The 21,633-nt window shown below is 40.0% G+C and carries 15 protein-coding genes; 6 read left to right on the top strand and 9 right to left on the bottom strand.

Features of this window, described 5'->3' with window-relative positions:
- Nucleotides 1-108: 108 nt before the first annotated feature.
- Both IE339_RS02155 and IE339_RS02150 read right to left on the bottom strand, forming a co-directional pair.
- Nucleotides 109-1,371: an ABC transporter substrate-binding protein gene (locus IE339_RS02155; protein ID WP_242176086.1), complete on the bottom strand. Its 1,263-nt coding sequence runs from the start codon at nucleotides 1,369-1,371 to the stop codon at nucleotides 109-111.
- A gap of 249 nt (nucleotides 1,372-1,620) precedes the next feature.
- Nucleotides 1,621-2,907, bottom strand: a complete 1,287-nt coding sequence (locus tag IE339_RS02150; protein ID WP_242173179.1) for an ATP-binding protein — start codon at nucleotides 2,905-2,907, stop codon at nucleotides 1,621-1,623.
- A gap of 183 nt (nucleotides 2,908-3,090) precedes the next feature.
- Between IE339_RS02150 and IE339_RS02145 the strand changes: the two genes are divergently transcribed.
- Nucleotides 3,091-3,834 carry a lipase family protein gene (locus IE339_RS02145; protein WP_242173177.1) on the top strand — a complete coding sequence of 248 codons (744 nt, stop codon included), beginning with the start codon at nucleotides 3,091-3,093 and terminating at the stop codon, nucleotides 3,832-3,834.
- Nucleotides 3,835-3,874: 40 nt separating this feature from the next.
- On the opposite strand, the gene IE339_RS02140 is transcribed toward IE339_RS02145, so the two are convergent.
- On the bottom strand, nucleotides 3,875-5,908 hold the full coding sequence (locus tag IE339_RS02140; protein WP_242173175.1) for a molybdopterin oxidoreductase family protein: 2,034 nt from the start codon (nucleotides 5,906-5,908) through the stop codon (nucleotides 3,875-3,877).
- A 164-nt stretch (nucleotides 5,909-6,072) separates the two neighbouring features.
- Between IE339_RS02140 and IE339_RS02135 the strand changes: the two genes are divergently transcribed.
- The 4 genes from IE339_RS02135 (at nucleotide 6,073) to IE339_RS02120 (ending at nucleotide 13,883) form a co-directional block, all read left to right on the top strand.
- Nucleotides 6,073-8,148 carry a carbon starvation CstA family protein gene (locus tag IE339_RS02135; protein WP_242173173.1) on the top strand — a complete coding sequence of 692 codons (2,076 nt, stop codon included), beginning with the start codon at nucleotides 6,073-6,075 and terminating at the stop codon, nucleotides 8,146-8,148.
- On the top strand, nucleotides 8,141-8,344 hold the full coding sequence (locus IE339_RS02130; RefSeq protein WP_242173170.1) for a YbdD/YjiX family protein: 204 nt from the start codon (nucleotides 8,141-8,143) through the stop codon (nucleotides 8,342-8,344). Before IE339_RS02135 ends, IE339_RS02130 begins: the two co-directional genes overlap by 8 nt.
- 210 nt (nucleotides 8,345-8,554) lie before the next feature.
- Nucleotides 8,555-11,128, top strand: a complete 2,574-nt coding sequence (locus IE339_RS02125; protein ID WP_242173169.1) for an FIMAH domain-containing protein — start codon at nucleotides 8,555-8,557, stop codon at nucleotides 11,126-11,128.
- Between the two features lie 139 nt (nucleotides 11,129-11,267).
- On the top strand, nucleotides 11,268-13,883 hold the full coding sequence (locus IE339_RS02120; protein WP_242173167.1) for an FIMAH domain-containing protein: 2,616 nt from the start codon (nucleotides 11,268-11,270) through the stop codon (nucleotides 13,881-13,883).
- A gap of 41 nt (nucleotides 13,884-13,924) precedes the next feature.
- On the opposite strand, the gene IE339_RS02115 is transcribed toward IE339_RS02120, so the two are convergent.
- From IE339_RS02115 to IE339_RS02095, 5 genes are all read right to left on the bottom strand, one after another.
- Nucleotides 13,925-15,010, bottom strand: coding sequence for a LacI family DNA-binding transcriptional regulator (locus IE339_RS02115; protein ID WP_242173166.1), 1,086 nt, complete (start codon nucleotides 15,008-15,010; stop codon nucleotides 13,925-13,927).
- 136 nt (nucleotides 15,011-15,146) lie between these two features.
- On the bottom strand, nucleotides 15,147-16,037 hold the full coding sequence (locus IE339_RS02110) for a sugar ABC transporter permease (RefSeq protein ID WP_242173164.1): 891 nt from the start codon (nucleotides 16,035-16,037) through the stop codon (nucleotides 15,147-15,149).
- Nucleotides 16,038-17,417 carry a carbohydrate ABC transporter permease gene (locus IE339_RS02105; RefSeq protein WP_242173162.1) on the bottom strand — a complete coding sequence of 460 codons (1,380 nt, stop codon included), beginning with the start codon at nucleotides 17,415-17,417 and terminating at the stop codon, nucleotides 16,038-16,040.
- Between the two features lie 253 nt (nucleotides 17,418-17,670).
- Entirely contained in the window at nucleotides 17,671-19,029 is a 1,359-nt protein-coding gene (locus tag IE339_RS02100; protein ID WP_053403118.1) for a sugar ABC transporter substrate-binding protein, read from the bottom strand.
- Nucleotides 19,030-19,220: 191 nt separating this feature from the next.
- Nucleotides 19,221-19,991 (bottom strand): DUF1189 family protein, encoded by a 771-nt coding sequence (locus tag IE339_RS02095; protein ID WP_053403119.1) that lies wholly within the window; start codon nucleotides 19,989-19,991, stop codon nucleotides 19,221-19,223.
- 216 nt (nucleotides 19,992-20,207) lie between these two features.
- Between IE339_RS02095 and pcp the strand changes: the two genes are divergently transcribed.
- Nucleotides 20,208-20,849, top strand: a complete 642-nt coding sequence (pcp, locus tag IE339_RS02090; protein WP_242173160.1) for a pyroglutamyl-peptidase I — start codon at nucleotides 20,208-20,210, stop codon at nucleotides 20,847-20,849.
- Nucleotides 20,850-20,865: 16 nt separating this feature from the next.
- On the opposite strand, the gene IE339_RS02085 is transcribed toward pcp, so the two are convergent.
- Nucleotides 20,866-21,588 (bottom strand): glycerophosphodiester phosphodiesterase, encoded by a 723-nt coding sequence (locus IE339_RS02085; RefSeq protein WP_242173158.1) that lies wholly within the window; start codon nucleotides 21,586-21,588, stop codon nucleotides 20,866-20,868.
- Nucleotides 21,589-21,633: the final 45 nt, after the last annotated feature.

Raw genomic sequence — 21,633 nt, 5'->3', positions numbered from 1 at the left:
AAACGTTTCGTATTTTAAGAGAAAAGACGATCACTATAAACCCTTAAATATTTCATGAGTTACAGGATCGTCTTTGAAAACTTAAATCAATTGTTTAAGTTTCTACTATTACTTATTCATTCTGTTTTTCAAACGATCTTCTGCATCTTTAAGTGCTTTATCCATTGACTTACCATTCATAATTTCTGATTGCGCTTTAATCGCTTCATCATGTGCTAATGAATAGTTTTCTGTGTAGTTCGCTGGTGGAATGTCGTTTACTTCGTCAGCGAATGTTTTCCAGATTGTTTGTCCTGTGAAGAACTCATCTGGTTTTGTAAACATTTCATTGTTGTAAATTGTATTTAATGTTGGGAATAATCCACCCTTCATCGCTTCTAATTGAACATCGTCAGAAGTAGAGAAGTATTCTAAGAATTTGTAAGATAGATCTTTATTTACAGTAGAAGATAGAATCATATAGTTACTTCCACCTTGGTTCGCTGCGCGATTTCCACCTTCTTCAAATGCAGGGAATTGCATAACGCCCCATTTACCTTTTGTATCTGCTGCTTGTTGTGTAATTGAACCTGCTAACCAAGCACCTGAAGGAGCAACTGCTGTTTTACCTTCAGACATTGCACTGATCCAAGCATCCCAACCTACAGTGTTTTTCACTAATTTTGCATCTTTTAAATCTTTTTGTACTTTTAGTGCTTTTTTCGCTTCTTCTGTGTTTAACGCTACTTTTCCGTCGTTATCAAATAGGAACGATCCTTGTTGATTTAACATTGCACGAAGAAGTCCATCGTCACCGTTAAGATCTAAACCGATGAAGTCAACGCCCACTTTTTCTTTGATTTTCTTACCTGCTTCAATGAAGTCGTCCCACGTTTTAATATCGTCTGCTTTCACGCCTGCTTTTTCAAAGTAATCTGTACGGTAGAATACGCCAGTCGGTCCACCATCAAATGGGAAGCCATATACTTTACCGTCTTTTTCCAATAGAGCTTTTTTATATTCTGGGAATTTGTCTGCTTGTTTGTCGAATCCCATTTTTGAAATATCTAAGAACGCTTTAGGAAAAGCGTTTACATATCCTTGTACACGATCATCCTCGACTAATACGATATCAGGTAACCCCTTACCGCCTGCTTGTAGACCTGTTGTTAATTTGGAGTACACGTCTTCGCGACCCATTTCAACGACTTTTAATTTAAATCCTGGATTATCTTTTTCAAATTGTTCAGCAGCTTTTTTCAGAACAGGAACGTTAATGTTCCAAGCCCAAGCTGTTAATTCTTTCTTGTTTCCTGAAGTTTTTTCAGAACTTCCCCCACATGCAGCTAAAACTAGTGTTAGAGCTAGTAGTAAGCTAAGTACACTAAACATTTTCTTCACTGCTATTACCCCCTTGTTTTAAGAAACATTTTCAACATCATTGTAAGCGATTCCAAATTAATCGTCAATAAAAATTTAACTAAAATTTTACTCATTGTTTTACTAAAGGCTGAATATACTGTTAAATCAAGCTTTTTTACAACCTTCAAAAAATATTTTATCTGTTCAATCATTCTCTTTTACGCAAAAAAACATGTGGCTTTTACGCAACATGTTTTTTGAATCATTTTCTTCTATTTTTTATGCCTTAGTAGACATTGAACGACTTATTTCCGGACGAAAAGGCAGGAGAAGATGTACTTCAGTGCCTTTGCCTTCTTCGCTTTTATACGTAATTTTACCATCCATTGCTTCAATGATTCGCAAGGACACCATCGTTCCCAATCCTGTTCCTCGATCTTTTGTGGTATAAAAAAGCGTCCCAATTCGTGAAAGCTGCTCCTTGTTCATTCCTTTCCCATTATCAATAACCTGCACACATACATAATCATCCTCCTGTTGCACACGAATAGTGACCGTTCCGCTATTATCAGTGGCTTCTATTGCATTTTTTACTAAATTGATAAACACCTGCTTTAGTTGATTTTGATCCGTTTCCAAATGAAGAGGAATTTGTACGTTTATATGTAGGTTCACTCCTTGCTTTACGGCTAATGGGTTTAATAAAGCTAATACATCATAAAGCATGTCTGATAAGGAAAACACTTCAATCTTAGGAAACTGCGGCTTGGCAAAATTTAAATAGTCACTAATAATTGATTCCGCTCGGTTTAACTCGCTTAGTACGAGCGAAATATATTGATCATACTCCCCGCGTTCCTTTTTTTGATCATGATTCATTAATTGTAGAAAACCCTTTACAACCGTAAGCGGATTACGTACCTCGTGTGCAATGGAGGCAGCTAACTCCCCTAGCGTATTCAGTTTCTCCGCATGCTGAATTTTTTCTTTCATTATCTTTCTCTCGATCATCCACTCATAAATTAATGAAGCCATGCAAATTCCGATGAGTTGAATAGTGCCAAAGCTTATTACATTTTCAATTAAGCTAGCTTCTATTGAGACATTTGGGCTTAGAGCAGTAGAAATTAACAATATGGAAAGCTGAACGAGAGATGGACCTAATCCTAATATAATGGTAAAAACAATTCGTTTGCGCGCAGAAAATTTCCACGCCATTTTAGCTAAAAGAAAAGGGATCATAGCAGAAGCCAAAGCGCTTATATAGCCAATGATAAGTGCGTCGCCACCTAAAATAGTTCTTCCTAAAAAAATAAACCCCAATACGACCAGGCCTGACTTTTTTCCACCATATACAAAAGCTAAAATCAAAGGGACATAGCGCAAATCCCAGAAAAAACCGTCATTCGAAAATGAAAACATTAGACAACAAAAAGCCGCTCCCCCTTGAAAAAATCCGATTGCATAAGGAGAACTTCCGTACCGATTGTATTCTTTCACAATTCCATGAAGTAATGTTGGCACTAAAATAATTAAAACATGCAAAAATAACTTCTCAGCTACCATTCTGTCGTACCCCACTCGACTTATTTTATAGTACAAAAGTACGACATTTTTCTCTGTTTCCCTGCTTTTAGGGCATGGTATTTTCTTCTCCCTTATTTATGCTTTTCAGAACCATAGGCACATTTTAACTAATCTCACATACCTTGTCGGTAACGATATTTTACGAATGAGGTGGGAAATCCAATGTTTAGAACCCCATACTACAACAAATCCCTCGCCCTTTTTTTATTAAATATGTGTGAGCTTGCGTATACGCAATACCAGCAAAATGGGTTAGTCTCTGTTCCAGAAGGGTTTACGCTTGTGACTGAATTTCAAGCAACCACGTATGGCAAAACCGGCTTGTTTGGCTTCATTTTAGAGTCCGAAGAATCCGTGATTGTAGCATTCCGAGGAACTCAGTCAGACGTAGATTGGATGGCAGATGCGGACTACTCCCAAAGCTACTACCCCTATACGGTCAACGGCGGACTTGTTCATAACGGATTTTTAAGCGTCTACGAATCATGCCGGGACTTTCTGCTAGATGTCTATAAAAAGCTTTCTCCCAATAAAACGCTTTATATTACCGGTCATAGTTTAGGAGCAGCTTTGGCTACTCTTCATGCAGCAGACGTCGCAACAAACCAGCTCTTTCGAAACGTTGTGATGTATAATTTCGCCAGTCCTCGTGTAGGTGATCCAACCTTTGCTGCTCGTTACCACCAGCTCGTTCCAAATTCCATTCGGTTTATTAATACAACAGATGTCGTAGCTAAAGTGCCTCCCATTATGATCTACGGGCCAAAAGCAAAAAAAGCATGGTATTACTGTCATGTTGAATACGAAGTGTCTTTCACCGTGCAAGGAGGATCGTTAAAAGCAAATCACTTTTTAGACACGTATAAAAGAGGAATTAAACGGCTCAGTAACAGCGTGTTTAAATAAAAAAGGCGAGCTCTTTTTTATTGAGCTCGCCTTTTTCTATCTACATTAATTCACATTCCACTTTTGCTGAAAAGAAAGACGCTCCTCCGCCCATATCTGCTAGCTTTTGTGGTGTAAGCATATTAACGGAAATACGCTCACCCTCTTCGTCGTCCCACCACAAGCCTTGCGTAAGCGCAACACCAGGTAGTACGTCTTCGGTAACGACCGCACGCAGCTTCACTTCACCTAATTCGTTAAACACCCGTACTTGATTTCCATCATGAATTCCCCTTTTCATCGCTTCCGCGGGATGCAGTGAAAGGATTGGCTCCTTTTCTAATTTTTGAAGACTTTCAATATTAGACATCGTCGAATTCAAAAACTGGTGATTAGGTCCGGATACAAACGTTAGCGGGTAGTGATCATTCTCCTTAGCCCCTTCATAGTGTGGAAGCGGGTGGTAACCATCTCTTATCATTCGCTCTGAATAGAACTCTACTTTTCCTGAAGGAGTTGGGATATACTCCGGAAACATCTGCTGTGCGGTTACGTTCAATTTTATATGCTTTTCTTTGGCTAAACGCTCGTATGTAATCCCTGCAAGCGATGGATTTTGGCTATCGAGCGCCTCATCAATCATCTCTTGTTCACTTACTTGAAACGCATCATCAGTGAACCCCATCCATTCAGCAAGCTCTTTAAATAACGTGAAGTTTGACTTTGCTTCTCCCATTGGTTCAATAATCGGCTGCTGTAGCTGTAGATATAAATGCCAGTATGATTTATAAAGATCTGTATTTTCAAAATGGCTTGTTGCCGGTAGGACAATGTCGGCATACTTACACGTATCGGTTAAAAATAAATCATGCACAACGGTAAACAAATCTTCCCTCATTAGTCCTTTTCGAACTTTGTTTTGATCAGGGGCTACTTGAGCAGGATTGCTGTTATAAACGAAAAGACTGCGAATTGGGAATTCCTCCTGCAGAAGTGCATCTCCAATTTGATTCATATTCACTCTGCGAGGATTTCGACTTGGTCTCAGATCAGCACGTGCAAGCTTTGCATAGTTTAACTCTGCATAAGCGCTATTTCCTTTTAAAGCTCCTCCACCTTTTACTCCCCATTGACCTGTTAGAGCTGGGAGACATGTAATCGCTCGTATCATCATTCCCCCGTTCTCGTGATGTTGCAGTCCATTTCCAATTCGAATAAAAGATGGCGTCGCTTCACCATACATTTTCGCTAGTTTAATAATATCATCAGCTGAAACACCCGTTATACGAGACACGTATTCCGGTGTATATTCCTGCACATGTGCAACCAGTTCTTCATAGCCAACCGTATATTTAGAAACGAATGCTTCATCGACCAACTTTTCGTTTATAAGGACGTGCATCATCCCAAGCGCTAATGCTGTATCTGTTCCCGGATTTAATTGGACAAACCAGTCCCCCCATTTTGCTGTTTTATTTTTATGGACATCAATAACGACGATTTTTGCGCCGCGTTTTCGAGCTTCATTAAAATAAATCATTTGGTGCATGTTTGTGCTAATAACATTGCATCCCCAGATAAGGATTAGCTTCGAATGAATTGTATCTTCTGGGTCAATGCCTACACCTCTGCCCATCGTATAGCGAAATCCAACAGAAGCTGCTGAATTACAGATGGTTTGTTCAAGGTGACTTGCGCCGAGCTTATGGAAAAAGCGACGATCCATTCCATCACTATTTAATAACCCCATATTTCCGTAAAAGCTGTAAGGAAGAATACTCTCTGGTCCGTAACGATTGATTAAGTCGTTGTAGCGATGAGTAATTTCCCCGTACGCTTCTTCCCACGTAATCCGTCTGAAAGAAAGATTCCCTTTTTCTCCTACACGTTTTAATGGATACAAAACACGGTCAGGGTGGTTTACTCTCTCAGGAAATTTACGCACTTTATGGCAGATAACTCCCTTTGTGACGGGGTGATTCGGGTCACCATTCACGGAGACAATTTTTCCTTCTTCTATTTCCACTTTTAATCCGCACGTGTCTGGACAATCTAGTGGACATACCGCTGATGCAATGGTTCGCTTTTTTTCCATCTTATTTCTCCTCTCACGACAAAGTATTTTATTATTCTATCATTTCTGGATTATTTGTCATACGTTTCTGCCGCTCTTCCAATGCTTTTCCAATTATTTTGTTTAAAAATTCAGAAAAATAAAATATAATTACCGTGTAGACAAATTATTGAGGGGGAATATGCATGAGAGCATGGAAATCAATTTTGATCTGGGGTGTTATATCAGCCTTAGGAGCAATCTGTTTTGGCGTCGTGGCATTAAAACAAGGAGAAACAATTAATGCCATTTGGCTCCTGACAGCAGCCGTGTGTGTGTACGCTGTTGCCTACCGATTTTACAGTCGTTTCATTGCCCGAAAAGTGTTTCAGCTAGATGATAATCGCCAAACCCCTGCTGAAACGCAGGCAGATGGAAAAGATTATGTTCCAACAAACAAGTGGGTTCTTTTTGGTCATCACTTTGCCGCGATCGCGGGAGCAGGTCCACTTGTCGGGCCTATTCTAGCCGCACAAATGGGATACTTGCCTGGAACGATCTGGATCGTTGTGGGTGTTGTCCTTGCGGGAGCGGTTCAGGATTTTATTATCCTATTCGGTTCTATGCGCCGTAAGGGAAAATCTCTTGGTGAAATGATTAAAGAAGAAATTGGACCTGTCACTGGATTTATTGCGATGGTTGGCATTTTAGGCATCATGGTTATCCTTTTAGCCGTTTTAGGGCTCGTAGTTGTGAAAGCGCTAACAGGAAGTCCTTGGGGAATGTTCACCATTGCCGCTACGATTCCAATTGCTATTTTCATGGGTGTATACATGCGTTATATTCGCCCTGGTCGCGTTGGTGAAGGATCGATTATTGGAATTGTGCTCTTAATCCTATCATTAGTAGCCGGACAATACGTAGCCGAAAATCCAACTCTTGCTAGCATGTTTACGTTTAAAGGCGAAACAATCGCAATTATGATGATCGTATATGGATTTATCGCTTCTGTTCTTCCCGTTTGGATGCTACTTGCTCCGCGCGATTACTTAAGCACGTTCTTAAAAATTGGAACGATTTTAGGTCTTGCGTTAGGAATTCTTATTGTTGGTCCTCACCTACACATGCCGAGCGTCACACAGTTCATTGATGGAACAGGACCCGTATTTGCTGGAAACATGTTTCCGTTCTTATTCATTACCATTGCCTGTGGAGCTGTATCAGGATTCCATGCTCTCGTTTCCTCTGGTACAACACCAAAAATGATCGAACGCGAATCTCATGCACAGCCGATTGGATACGGAGCGATGCTCACAGAATCCTTCGTTGCCGTTATGGCCATGATTGCTGCCTGTGTGTTAACGCCTGGTATTTATTTTGCGATTAACAGTCCTCCTGCCGTAATTGGGACAGACGTGTCACAAGTAGCCCAAACCGTAAGCAGCTGGGGATTTGCTATTACTCCTAATGATTTAAGCACGCTCGCAAAAGATGTTGGAGAGGAAAGCATTCTTTCTCGTACAGGTGGCGCTCCTACTCTTGCGATCGGAATGTCGTTTATCTTCTCAAAAGTAATTGGTGGAAAAGCGCTCATGGCGTTTTGGTACCACTTTGCTATTTTATTTGAAGCTCTCTTTATTTTAACAACCATTGATGCAGGAACCCGCGTTGGTCGATTTATGATTCAGGATCTTTTAGGCCATGTGTATAAGCCTCTCGGGAAAACAGACTTTCTTCCAGCTAACTTATTAGCTACGCTACTCTGTGTAGCAGGATGGGGCTACTTCCTTTATCAAGGTGTTATTGATCCGTTGGGTGGTATTAACACGCTTTGGCCATTATTCGGTATTGCCAACCAAATGCTAGCAGGGATTGCCCTTCTCCTTGGAACAACTCTCTTGTTCAAAATGGGGAAAAAAGCGTATGTATGGGTCACACTTGTCCCAACTACGTGGCTATTAATTGTAACCATGACAGCAGGATGGCAAAAACTATTCCATGATAATCCTAAAATCGGATTCCTTGCTCATGCGAAAGTATTTAAAGGTGCGCTAGACGAAGGGAAAATTTTAGCTCCAGCAACGTCTAAAGAACAAATGCAGCAAGTATTGTTTAATGACTATATCGATGCCACGCTCTGCGGTATTTTTATGCTCGTTGTATTGGCTGTTTTAGTATCAGCGATTCGTATGTGGATAAAGGTTCTTACAAACAAAAAAACGACTCTTCACGAAGCGCCTTACGTTCCACGTGAAAAAGGAGACTTCCAACATTATGCGTAAACTAATAACATCTTTTTTAGCGCACCGAAAGCAGTTTGTTAGTCTGCTGGTAGGTGTTCCAAGCTACGAAAAATATGTGGATCATATGAAGAACCATCACCCTGATGAACCAATCAAATGCCGCAAAGAATTCTTCTGCGAAGCTCAGGAGGAACGCTTTAACGCTAAGGGTGGAAAAATATCTCGTTGCTGTTAATACAGTCAAAGCCCTCTAAATATTTTAGAGGGCTTTGATTATTTTGAGTGTAATCTCTCCTACCTTTGAAAATTCTTCCTAGTCCTTATCTACCAAAATAAGGATATCGCCTTCTTTTACCAAATTTCTTCCTATATACTTTTATTTACAGCCGCTTATCATCCCTCATTCCGCAGCAAAGAAAGCGGTTACTTAAAAGGGGGATTTTCTATGAAAAAGTACGTTCTTTTACTCATCACTGGCTTCCTCATCTTAGCTCTTTTCCCGCGTCATGCCCTTGCTAATGAGTTTCAGCCCGGCGATCAGTTTGAGAAACCCATTAATTTAGGCGAAGCGGTTACCATTCCACTCTCACAAGCTGCTGCATATGGTCAAACAGCAAGTGGGGAAAACGAGCAGTACATTGCCATTACCGGAACACCGGCCGTTTTCTATGCCGTGGATGCCGAAACAGGAGAAAAAAAATTCTCTCAAGCCCTTCCCAATACAGATGTTGTTTGGGCGATGACGGTGGGAAGTGACGGCAATGTCTACATGGCTGGTACTATTAACGGCATGATTTATCGTTATCTTCCAAATGAAAAACGCCTTGAAGAAGTAGGAAAAAACCCTTCTGATAGTTTTGTTTGGGACCTTAAAGCAAGCGCTGATGGAAAGATTTACGGTTCAACATATCCTCGCACAAAGGTATTCGAATATGATATCGCTTCAAATTCATTTACTGACCTAGGGGTGATGAAGGAAGGACAGCAATACGCACGAGGATTAGGCGTTACCGATCAGTATGTATACGTAGGAATCGGAACGACTGCAGCACTAGTACGCTATGACCGCCAAACAGGCGAAAAGAAAGAAATTGCAATACCAAACAGCGGAAAAGGCGGAACGATTTCCGAATCTGCGGTTTATAATGGAAAACTATTCGTCTATTCAGGAACAAGCCTATTTATTTTAGATGAAGCAACAGGAAAGCTTATTCGTACGATCAGCTTTCAAGGAAAAATTTCTCCACCTTCTCCCTACAACCCGAACTTAATCTACTACAAATCAAGTGGGGACTTATATTCCTATAACACCGAAACCAATACGATTCAAAAAGTAACGGGCATTCCTCCTCTACCAGCAGATACAGCTGTAAAATCTCACTCATGGATTACTCTAAAAGATGGACAAACGGTCTTAACTGGAATGGCAGCTTTTACGGATTCCTTCTTTTTCAATCCAACTACCAACGATTATAATCTTCATTTCCCAACCGTTGAAGCACAGGGAACAACGGTTAACGCCTTGCACTACTTAAATGGCAAAGTATATGCGGGAGGCTATCAAAGAGGCCTCAGTATTTTTGACGAGAAAAGTCAAAGCTACACTTATACGTACAAGGGCTTTCATCAGCCTGAAGGAATCGGCGTGATGAACGATACGCTCTACTTTGGAACCTATCCAGGGGCGAAAATCTATCGCTACGATCCAAGCAAACCGTTTGACTACAACGAAATTAAGCAAGGAAACCCTGGACTTATTCTGGATATTGAAGAAGACCAGGATCGTCCGTTCGTTTTAAAAAGCGCTGATAATATGATGTTTATTGGGACATTCCCAAGCTATGGAAAGCTTGGTGGCGCCTTAACGATTTTAAAAGAAAAGCCGAACAGTGATGGCATCATTGCGACAGAGACAAAAACCTATTCAAACATTGTCCAAAATCAAAGTATTTTTGGTCTTGCCTATAAAGATGGCAAATTGTATGGAGGCACATCTATATACGGTGGACTCGGTAGTACACCAACAGAAAAAGAAGCAAAAATGTTTGTATTTGATGTCAAAACAGGGCAAAAGATTAAGGAATTCACTCCGACTATCCCAGGGATAGACGTTCCCATACAGCTTATCGGTGACTTAGAATTCGGTCCTGACGGATTACTGTGGGGAATTGTAGACGGAACCATTTTTGCAATGAATCCTGACACCTTTGAGGTAGTCAAAAGCAAAGTTGTTTATCCGACTACGTTTGGCTCAAGTAAGTTCCGTCCTTATTATTTGAAATGGGGCTATGATGGCACCATTTACACGACAATTGGAAGAACTCTTACGGCGATTAACCCTGTTACGTTAGATTCTCAAAAGCTTATCACAGGCTCTAGTCAAATGATGACTTTATCAGATGAAGTTGTAGAAGCTGCTATTAATTTAATGGCGCTCTCAGATGACGGAAGCCTCTATTACACCATTAGTTCTAAACTGTATAAACTTCCGATGAAAACCATCGTTTCCCTGTCTGTTGATCAACAAGTGATTAATAAATATGACGTTGTAAACCCTTCTATTTCATTTGCCTATGCCAATGGAAAGCCCATTGCCTATGAAAAAGAAGATTCGACGCTAACCTCTTCTGATCCTACCGTTCTTCGTGTCAAAGAGGACGGAACACTTCAAGCGATGCATTCAGGTGTAGCAACCGTTACGGCAACGATCAATCGTAATGGTAAGGACGTCACAAGTAACGACGTAACGATTACAGTGACAGCAAGCCTTCCTATTTTGACACAAGATATTCAAAAAGCCAGAGAAGCAGGAGAAATAAGCAACTCTCTGTTTAAACAACTTATTAATCCGCTACAATCAGCACAGCATTTTATAGACAAGGGTGAATCTAGTAAAGCCACTCATCACCTTATGAAGGCCAAAGAAGTGCTACAAAACACTTCAGAAAGCGAACTAAAAGGAGCGTTACGAGATGGCTATATTCATGATCTAGATGCGATTATAAACAGCCTGTCTTAGTTTGTAAAAGCAGCGCTTTTGGCGCTGCTTTTATGATTTATGTTACTTTTAGATCAAAATACTTCAAAAAAATCCCATAATAACCGATAATTTGATCGTACATGCTAAATATAAGACAAAATGATACAAGGAGGGTGAAATGAAATTACGCAACTATTTATCAGTAGTAATTTTGTTTGTTTTAGGTCTGTTTTCTCTAGCACCACAGCACGCACTAGCCGCTGCTTCTAATTTCCATCCGGAAGATTCATTTAGTGATCCAATCTCACTTGGACAAGCGGTTAAAACACCTTTATCTCAAGCGGCAGCTTATGGGCAGAATGCGTTAGGAGAAAATGAACAATACATGGTTGTTAACGGAAGTCCTGCAGTATTTTATGCAGTTGATGCAGAGACAGGTGAGCAAAAGTTCTCCCAAACCATTGCTAATTCTGATGTGGTATGGGGAATGACGGTCGGGAGCGATGGGAATGTCTATTTCGCTAGCACGATGAACGGTATGCTCTATCGTTACTTACCAAATGAGAAAAAGCTTGAATCGCTTGGGAAAAATCCCTCTGATACTTTTGTTTGGGATTTAAAGTCGAGTAGTGATGGAAAGATTTACGGAGCGACTTATCCTAATACGAAGGTATTTGAATATGATATTGCGACCAATACATATAACGATTTAGGTATCATGAAGGAAGGCCAGCAATATGCTCGTGGCCTAGGTGTAACAGATCAATACGTGTATGTCGGAATCGGAACAACAGCCGCTCTTATGCGTTACGATCGTAAAACAGGTGAAAAAGTCGAAATACCTCTTCCCATTTCAGGTGAAAGCGCAACAGTATCAGAAGTAGCTGTATACGGCGGGAAATTATTCGTCCGCGCGGGTTACCGACTATTCATTTTAGATGAAGCAACTGGAAAGCACATTAACACCATTGGCTTCCAAGGGAAGATCTCCTCTCCCTCACCTTATAATCCAGACCTAATTTACTATAAGTTAAACAGTAGTCTCTACACGTACAATCTGAAAGAAAACAAAGTGGAAGAGCTAAAAGACGCCCCTCCACTACCAGACGAAACAGAAATTAAAGCACACGCTTGGATTACGTTACAAAATGGAAAAACAGTGCTAGCAGGAATGGCTGCTTTTACAGATTCTTTCTTTTACAATCCAACCGACAATGATTATAAGCTTCACTTTCCAAACGTGGATGCCCAAGGTACGAACATAAATGCAATCGCTGCAATTGACGGAAAAGTATATTCTGGCGGATATCAGCGTGGAATGAGTATTTTTGATGAATCATCCCAAAGCTATACGTATATGAATAAAAGCTTCCATCAGTCAGAGGGAATTGGATCATTAAACGGTGTGGTCTATTTCGGAACATACCCTGGTGCGAAGATTTATCGCTACGATCCAACAAAACCGATTAACTACACAAGTGGAAAAAATGGGAACCCTTCTCTCGCTGTTGATATTGATGATGACCAAGATCGTCCGTTTGCGATGACAAGTGGAGATAACAAGTTATTCATCGGAACGATTCCTGGTTATGGAAAGCATGGTGGTGCGCTTACCGTGTTAAGCGAGAGCCCTTCTGCTAATGATCAAGTGAATGTTCAAACAAAAGTCTACGCGGACATTGTAAAGGATCAAAGCATCATCGGACTCGCTTATAAAGACGGGAAAATTTATGGAAGTACTTCTATCTACGGTGGTCTAGGAAGTGACCCTGTTGAAAAAGAAGCGAAAATGTTCGTATTCGATGTAGAAAAGGGAGAAAAAATTGCGGAATTCACGCCTAAAATTCCTGGATTAGATATACCACTTGAAATGATTGGTGGATTATCGTTTGGACCTGATGGCTTACTTTGGGGAATTATTGACGGAACGATTTTTGCCATGGACCCGACAACGTATGAAGTCGTCAAAAGCAAAATTGTTTATCCTACTACGTTCAGTACAGGTAAATTCCGTCCGTTCTACTTAGACTGGGGAAAAAATGGGACGCTCTACACGACACTTGGTCGAAAATTAACGGCTGTTAATCCTGATACGTTAGAAGTTAAACAGCTTGTGCGAGGATCCAAAAAGCTGATGACAGTATCCGATGAAGTGGTTGAAGAATCCATTCAGTTCATGACATTATCGAACGATGGGAGCATTTACTATACGCTTGGTTCAAGACTATATAAGCTTCCCATTATGATTGAAAGCTTGAACTTGGATATAGGTCCAGTTGGATTGAACTTGCAAAAGAAACAAGTCGTTACCCCTTCACCTACTGTTCAAGTGAAATACGTAAGTGGTGCTGAAGCAACATTAACTGCAAATCAGTTCAAGCTTGTCTCATCAAACCCAGACGTTATTAGTATTTCCGACTCAGGAGAAATTGTAGCGAAATCGGCTGGTATTGCATCAGTTATGGCAACCTCTACTTCTACAAAGCAAAGCGTTACGAGCAATGAAATTCCATTCGTTGTTACCGTGACAATGGAAGAAGTTAAACAAGAGCTGTCTAATTTTACAACCAAGGCGAAAATTAGAAATGCCTTTAGCCAGACATTACAAAATGATCTACAAGCTGCGGAGAGCTCCTACAACAAAGGAGATATTACGCAAGGAATCAAAGTTTTGACAGACATGACTACTAAGTTACAGTCTGCACAGCGTCTTTTGATTAGTATTCAGGCTCAAAAAACGTTGATCAACGATATTAACAGCTTGAAAACATCATGGCAAGCAACAGTAAAATAAGCAGAAAAAATCCTGGTCTCCAAAATGTGACCAGGATTTTTTTATTGAACAACGATTTGAAAATCTAGGTGAGATAACATCTTCTGTAACGATTGATCTCCGATATGCTGACAGGTTTTGCGAACAACTAGCTTCGATGGTACCACAATACACTTCGGTGTAGCTGAGGTGTCCTCCACCTTTTCTACCAAACATTTTGCCGCTTCATAACCAAGCTGATAGATGTTCACATCTACCGTCGTTAATGGTGGAATCGTGAACCCTGCAAAAAACAAGTTATTAAAGCTCACAACCGTTACTTGCTCAGGTACGCGTATTTTCTTCTCATGCAGTACGTTTAGAACACCCATTGCTAAGACGTCATCCGTTACAAATATAGCTGTCGGTATCTCGTTTAATTCCAGAAGCTCCTGCACACTTGCATTTCCACCCTCAATGCTAAACTCGGTATGTTTGATATAATCCTCAGGAACAGAAAGTCCCGCAAGAGAAAGCGTATCTAAAAATCCAGATAGACGATTTCTCGTCACAATCAAGCGCTTATTCCCCCCGATAAAGGCGATCTTTTCATGTCCAAGTGACAGAAGGTATTTCGTGACGTTTTGGGCAATTTTATAGTTATCATTGTCCACATACGTAATGTTTTGAACGTTATCAGGAGGATGACCAACCAACACGAACGGAAAATCATGTTCCACAAGAAAATTGATAATAGGGTCCTCTTCTTGCGAATAAAGAAGTAAAATGCCATCTACTCGTCTTCCTTTGACCATATTCACAACGTCCTGGTAAATTTCCTCTTCCGTTTCTCCTGACGTCATATAAAGTGAATAGTTTTTCGAGTGAACAAACGATCCCACACCCTTCATGACATCTTGAAAGAAGGGGTTTTGAAATACGAGGTCCTGATCTCTCATTGATACTGGCATCACAATACCGAGGGAACACGTAGCTCCGTTTACTAAGACGCGCGCGTGAAAGTTAGGAAAGTACCCTAGCTCTTCCATCACTTTTTTGACTTTTCGCTTTGTTTTTTCACCGATTAAGGGACTGTTTGAAATGACTCGTGAAACCGTTGATGGCGATACGTTTGCTTTAGTCGCAATATCTTTTATTGTTACACCCATAAGTTATATCCGTCCTAATTTTATTTTTCTTTGTCCCAAAAATGCGCTCCTTATCAATAAATCAGTATTTAAAGCGCTTTCAGCATCTTTTAAAAAGAAAGAGAAAAGGAGGAATCCCCTCTTTTCTCTCTGTCATTTATCCCTTATTAGCTCCGGCTGTTAACCCACTAATAAGGTACTTTTGTAAGAAGATATACAAGAGTGTAATTGGTACCGCAACAAGAATAGCTCCTGCAGCAAACATCGTAAAGTTTGTATTCGTATTTCCTTTAGTAAGATCGAAAAGGCCTATCGCAAGTGTTTTCTTTTCGTTTGAGCTAATTAAGAGACGTGGAAGAATGAAGTCCATCCACGGTGCCATAAATTGCGTGAGCGCTACAAACGTTAGAATTGGCTTTGAAAGCGGCATAATGATCTTAAAGAAAATTTGTGTTTTCGTTGCTCCATCGATCATGGCTGATTCATCTAATGATTTTGGAACAGACTGTAGATATCCCTTAATTAACCATGTATTAAACGGAATTTGTCCTGCAGCATAGATAATGACTAATCCGATATGGCTATTTAACAGGCCAAAGTTTAAGAATAAAATGTAAAGAGCAATCATCCCCATGAAGGAAGGGAACATTTGCAGAATCAAGATTGACATTAAGCCCACTTTTTTACCTTTAAACTTAAAGCGAGAAAAAATGTACGCCGTTGATGTGCTCAATAGAACTGAGAAAATCATGTTCAATACGGCAATTTTAAATGTATTCCAATACCAGGCTAGGAACTTGGTTTTTTCAATCAATTCTTTGTAGTGAATAATTGTAGGATGTTCAGGAATAGCCGTGGCATTTGCTAACCCACTAGACTCACCAAATGACGAACCAACGATCCAGATGATCGGAAAAAGAACGGCAGCTCCTACGATAATTAACTCAATATAAATGAGCGTCGTAATGAAAAAGCTTTTAATTTTAAGGCCAGGTGTCCCCTTCTTAGGAGCTGGCACGTTACGATTAACGGGTGTTACACTCTCCATTTAGCTCAACTCCTCTTCCTTAAACGCTTGTGTACGGCTGAAGTTCCAAGCAGAGATCGAACCGATCACAATGAAAATAATCATCGACATAACAGATGCCATGCTATACATCTTGACATCAATGGTTAATTTATAAATCCACGTAATCAGAATATCTGTGTATCCAGCGAACTGATACTGCGAATTGACTGGTCCACCCTCTGTGAGGAAATAGATGACGTTAAAGTTATTAAAGTTTGTTGCAAATGACATAATTAACAGCGGCGCAGTTGCACTTAATACAAGCGGGAACGTAATTTTCCAAAATTCTTGTGTTGGTGTTGCACCATCGATTTTAGCTGCTTCATAAATTTCCTTATCAAGACTTGTCATAACCCCAGTCATTAATGCCATGAAGTATGGGAAACCGAGCCATAAGTTAATGATGAGCACCATTGCGCGTGCCAGATTTGGATTACTTGAATCCGTGAACCAAGAGATACGTTCAGACGTTAATCCAATATCCAATAAAAATTGGCTGACAGGTCCAAATTGACCATTGAATAGCGTTTTAAATACAAGCAAGGAGATCATTCCTGGAATGGCCCATGGAAGGATATAAAGCGTTCTCCAGAACTTTTTACCTTTTACTCGTTTGTTGTTTAAAATAACCGCTTGGAACAGTCCTCCGAAGAAGCATGTCACAGTTGATAAGATTGCCCATACGATCGTCCATCCAAATACACCGAGGAACGTGGAAGACCAGATTGGCATTTTAAATAGGTTCACGAAGTTATCAAATCCAACCCAGTCAACAAGCTTAGCTGGTGGAAGATGAGCACCGTTGTAGTTGGTAAATGCAATAAGAACACCAAAAATGATTGGCATTACTGAGATAAATAGTAGAAGAAGTGCAGATGGAATGAGCACGATGTATTCAAACATGCTTGTCCATAATTCACTTAAGTACTCGCGAGTCTTTGGAGTATGACCTGTTTCATTAGCAAGCTTTCTTGTTTTTACTGCATCTTTAATATTCCAATAGTACAGTGACAACAAAATACACATAAACAAGATGGCAATAATCCCGTTAATTAAAAGAACAATGGAGTGATCTCCATCTGTAAGACCAAGGATGGACATTTTTCTTGGAACCTCTCCAAGCGTCACAAGACCCCAGAAGCCTTTTAAAAAGAAGCCACCATTTTCGCGAAAACTAAAGCCACCAGACATGTTCGTGTAGTTTCCAGTAAGAAACTCAATCATTACAATTAGCACTTGAATGATAAAGAAAAATAATGCTTTAACAGGCTGTTTGTTCAGCAGTTGGCCCAGTCCCCAAATGATAGCTGAAGCTACACCAGGTAAAACAGGACTCTTTTTCGGTGCATGATCAATCATGGCGTATATCCTCCTCTTCAAGCAGAAAAGCAGGCATAAGACCTACTAACTTTACTTGAAAAAATAGTTTAATAGAATTTTATTCCAAAAGATGTAAAACTAAATTCCCAATCTTTGCAAACGTTTGCTTTTTTAGAAGATAAAATTGCCTCATCCAAGTTGTATTGGAGAGGCAATTTCTCTTCGTCAGAATGACATCTAGGTACTTTCAGATGTCACATATATGCAAGATTTTGCTTCTTCCTCAGACAGATTATTTACCGCCTGATTTTTGTAAAGTTTCGTAATCTTGAGTTGCTTTCTTTTGAGCTGCTTTTACATCTAATAAGCCATTCCATACGTTTACGTACATTGCTTTAGCAGGATCCCAGTAGTTAGCCATTTCTGGAATTGTTGGCATTGGAGTTGAGTTCGCTGCTTGAGCTGCTACACCTTGAAGAAGTTCATCGTCTTTAAGACCTGCTACTTTTTCAGCTGCTTTTTCTTTTAGTGCTGGTAATTTACCAGTTGATTGATACATTGCTTCTGCTCCCTCTTTAGAAGCTAGGAACATTGCGAATACGCGTGCTGCACCTGGATATTTAGAATAAGCAGATACGCAGGCAATTTGGTTCCCAGAGAATGTTTTAGCTTTTTGGCCATCAACATCTGGAATTGTTGTAATACCAAATTCGAAGTTGTTTTTCTCAGCGCCTTTTTTCACATCAGCGATTGCCCAAGGTCCTGAAATTAAGTAAGGTGTTTTCCCTTTTGCAAATTCAAGAGTTGTTGTATCGTTTGTTGCATCTTCAGCGTTTACATCCCAAACTGGGCGAAGTGATTTGAAGAATTCTAATCCTTTTGTTACTGACTCATCTTCAAAGTTTAATTTTTTTGCATCGTCTCCATTTTTACCAAACAGTTGGAATCCATTTGCTGTTAAGAAGAAATGGTTTGTGTAAGAGTTACCTGATTCCCAACGAACTGTCCATTGGTTTTTCGCTTTGTTGTTATAAGTTTTTGAAAGCTCAACAATGTCTTTCCAATCTTTTGCTGGTTCACCTGAACCTGCTACTTGCTCTAATAGCGTTTTATTATAGAATAGTGCAAGCGATTCCGTAGAAATCGGCACTCCGTAATATTGACCATCGCTTTCTACTGTCTTTAATGAAGACGGAATAATTTCATCTTTTAATTGATCGCTATATCTTCCCATTGGACCGATAATAGAATCTGATAATGATGGTCCAATTCCATCATGTGGTTGAATGAAAACGTCTGCACCAAGACCAGCTTCCCCATCTAAAGCCATTTTTGCACGAGCATCAACTGCTCCAACTTTTTCGTACTTGATTTTTACTTTTGGGTATTTCTCATTCCATGCTTTAATGATTGCGTCTGCGTAAGTATCGTCATCTAACCATACTTTCAAAGATGCTTTTCCATCTAGTAATTCTTTCTCAATTTTGTAACCGTTTTCTTTTTTATCCCAAGGAAGATCCCCTTTTTCCTCAGCTGCTCCTTCATTATCTGTCGATGCTTTTTTGTCACTGCTACATCCAGAAATGAAAGCGACTACAATTAGCATCATAGCTAAAAATAGCATTGATAATTTTTTAAATCCCCTGTTCATTCTTATACCCCTCTCCATTTTCCGCGAAATTTGTGCAAACGCTTTTACAGAAATCATATTACATGATTTTTAATTCGTCAATTGAATTTTTTTCATTTTCCGAAAATTCTATCCTTCGTTTGTCTTACACTATTATCATGCTTTTGTTACAGATCAAAGGAGTACACCCTCTGATCTGTAAGCAAAAAGTCTCATCGCAAATATTTTCTAAATAAAAAGTAAGCCAAGAAAATTAATCCGAAATTATAAATGGTATAAACAAAAGCTGCGGAAATGAAACTACCGACGGCAAACGCAATAAGAGCTGGTATAGTCGCGGCGTAGGACAGCATAGAGAAAATTTGTTTGTACTTCAGCTTCACTCGTGCTCTGAAGTTCATTGGCAATGCAAAAAGTGAAACGATTGCGATAAAGATCATATTCATGACAATTGAGAGTGGGTAAAGGAATTGCATGGCCGGCAAAATAAGCTGTGGTTTTGCCGTTTGTGCTACCTGTTCTAACAGCTCCTTGCCACTCTTTTGATTAAAGAAATTATCTGATCCATACGGAACCGTGACGTTAATTCCATGAGAGGAAACGCTCATGTATCGTTTGTGGAAAGCAAGATAAGCGTCATTTTCCTTCACTTTTTTTTCCCATCCGGATGCTGGATTAACTAAAATATGTTCATTCCCCTTTTGTATGTCTTTGCTTTTGTCATCCTCACAGTTCAGCTTCTTATCATTAATCGTACATTTAGGAAGCTCTTGAACCCACGTGTCACTACTGCTTAACTTCGGAAAGGCTAAGCTCGTCAACGTTTCAGGTGTAGCCTTTGAAACTTGAATCACGAGCGGAAACGCGATGAGGCTTCCTACCAAAACATGTTGCAGCAAGATAAATATGAATCTAGCATTTACCGTTTCCATAATGTGTTTGAACGACATTCTTCTTAAAGCAAAACTCCTAAATTTACTCATTATGCAATTCTCCTTCAGCGTAACTTCACACTTGTTGTATGCAATACTCTCCTCAATAAAAGAGTTATTGTTTCTCCCTATAAGTGTAAATGAAATCGTTTGCATAAATCTACTATTTTTTAAAAATTTCACACTTTTTTAAAAATATTGTACTCCTTCGCTCATTTTTCTAGTAAAATTTAACATAACAACGAAGATCAGGGGGAATGTGTGCAGATGAAGACGATATTACTTACAGGATTTGAACCATTTGACGGTGAAAAAATTAATCCATCGCTTGAAGCCGTAAAGCAGTTACATCAAACACAGATTGTAGATCATACCGTCATTTCCAAGCCCCTTCCGACTGTTTTTCACCAATCTATTTCGCTGTTAAAAACATATATTGATGAATTAGAACCTAGTGTGGTCATTTGTGTTGGACAAGCTGGAGGCCGAGATCGTATTAGTATCGAACGTGTGGCGATTAACATTGATGATGCTCGTATTCCCGACAATGAGGGACAACAGCCTATTGATCAGCCGATTGTTGATGGCGGGCCTGTTGGTTACTGGTCTTCCTTACCTATCAAAGCCATTGTACGCGATCTGACTACAAAAGGTATTCCCGGCCACGTTTCACACACGGCAGGAACGTACGTATGTAATCATCTTTTTTATGGGCTTATGCACCATATTAAAGATAAAGACGTTAAGGGTGGATTTATTCACATCCCGTTTATTCCTGAACAAGCCGTCAGATACCCTGGAAAGCCAAGCATGTCGTTAGAAATGATCGTAGCAGGATTACAATCATCGGTAGAAACAGCTCTAACAGTTGAAGAAGATATCAAAGCTGTCGGTGGTGACACACATTAAAAAAAAGCAGTCGTCGCTACGACTGCTTTTCAGGATAGTCCGTCATCACAATTTGAACATTTGCCGTTTGTAATGGACCAAAATCTTCATGATTGTTCACCGTATATACGCGTAAATTCAAACCTTGTTCGATGGCCTCTACCCCACTTTTTGAAAGTGCAAAGCTTTGATCACAGTGCAGCGCTTCCGCATGGATTGAGCGCGCTTGTCCAATTTTCTCCTCATCGATCCCCTCAAACAAAACGCCAATGGCAATATCTTTGTCTAACTCTCTTACGCGCTTTAGAGTATCAAAATTAAATGAGGATATGATAATTCGCTGTTTGAGTCCCGCTTCTTCAATCAACGTTAGTACCTTCTGTTCAATTCCTTGATAGTCAAACAAATCCGTTTTCAATTCTAGATTGATCATCATTGGTTTATCTTGTTCCGTCACCCATTTCAGAAATGATTCCAAGCGCGGAATACGTTCGTTTGTAAATGAAGGATCAAACCAGCTTCCGGCATCAAACTTAGAGAGCTCTTCATACGTATAATCTTTCACATAACCTGTTCCGTTCGTCGTTCGGTCAATTTTTTCATCATGAATAATAACGACTTCTCCGTCCTTCGTCAGTTGAACGTCTAGCTCAATCCCCTGAGCATCTGTTTCATAAGCTGCTTTAAAGGCTGCCATCGTATTTTCTGGATAGCGCCCACTATATCCTCGGTGGGCGTAAATAATAAGATCGTTTGACATCGACGAATGATCCCCTTTCGCAGAAAGAAGCTGACGATCGCTGTC

Origin of the sequence: Priestia koreensis (genome assembly GCF_022646885.1) — a bacterium.
Lineage (GTDB): Bacteria > Bacillota > Bacilli > Bacillales > Bacillaceae_H > Bacillus_AG > Bacillus_AG koreensis_A.
The sequence above is the reverse complement of the archived record's forward strand: the minus strand, read 5'-3'. Positions and strand labels throughout refer to the sequence as shown.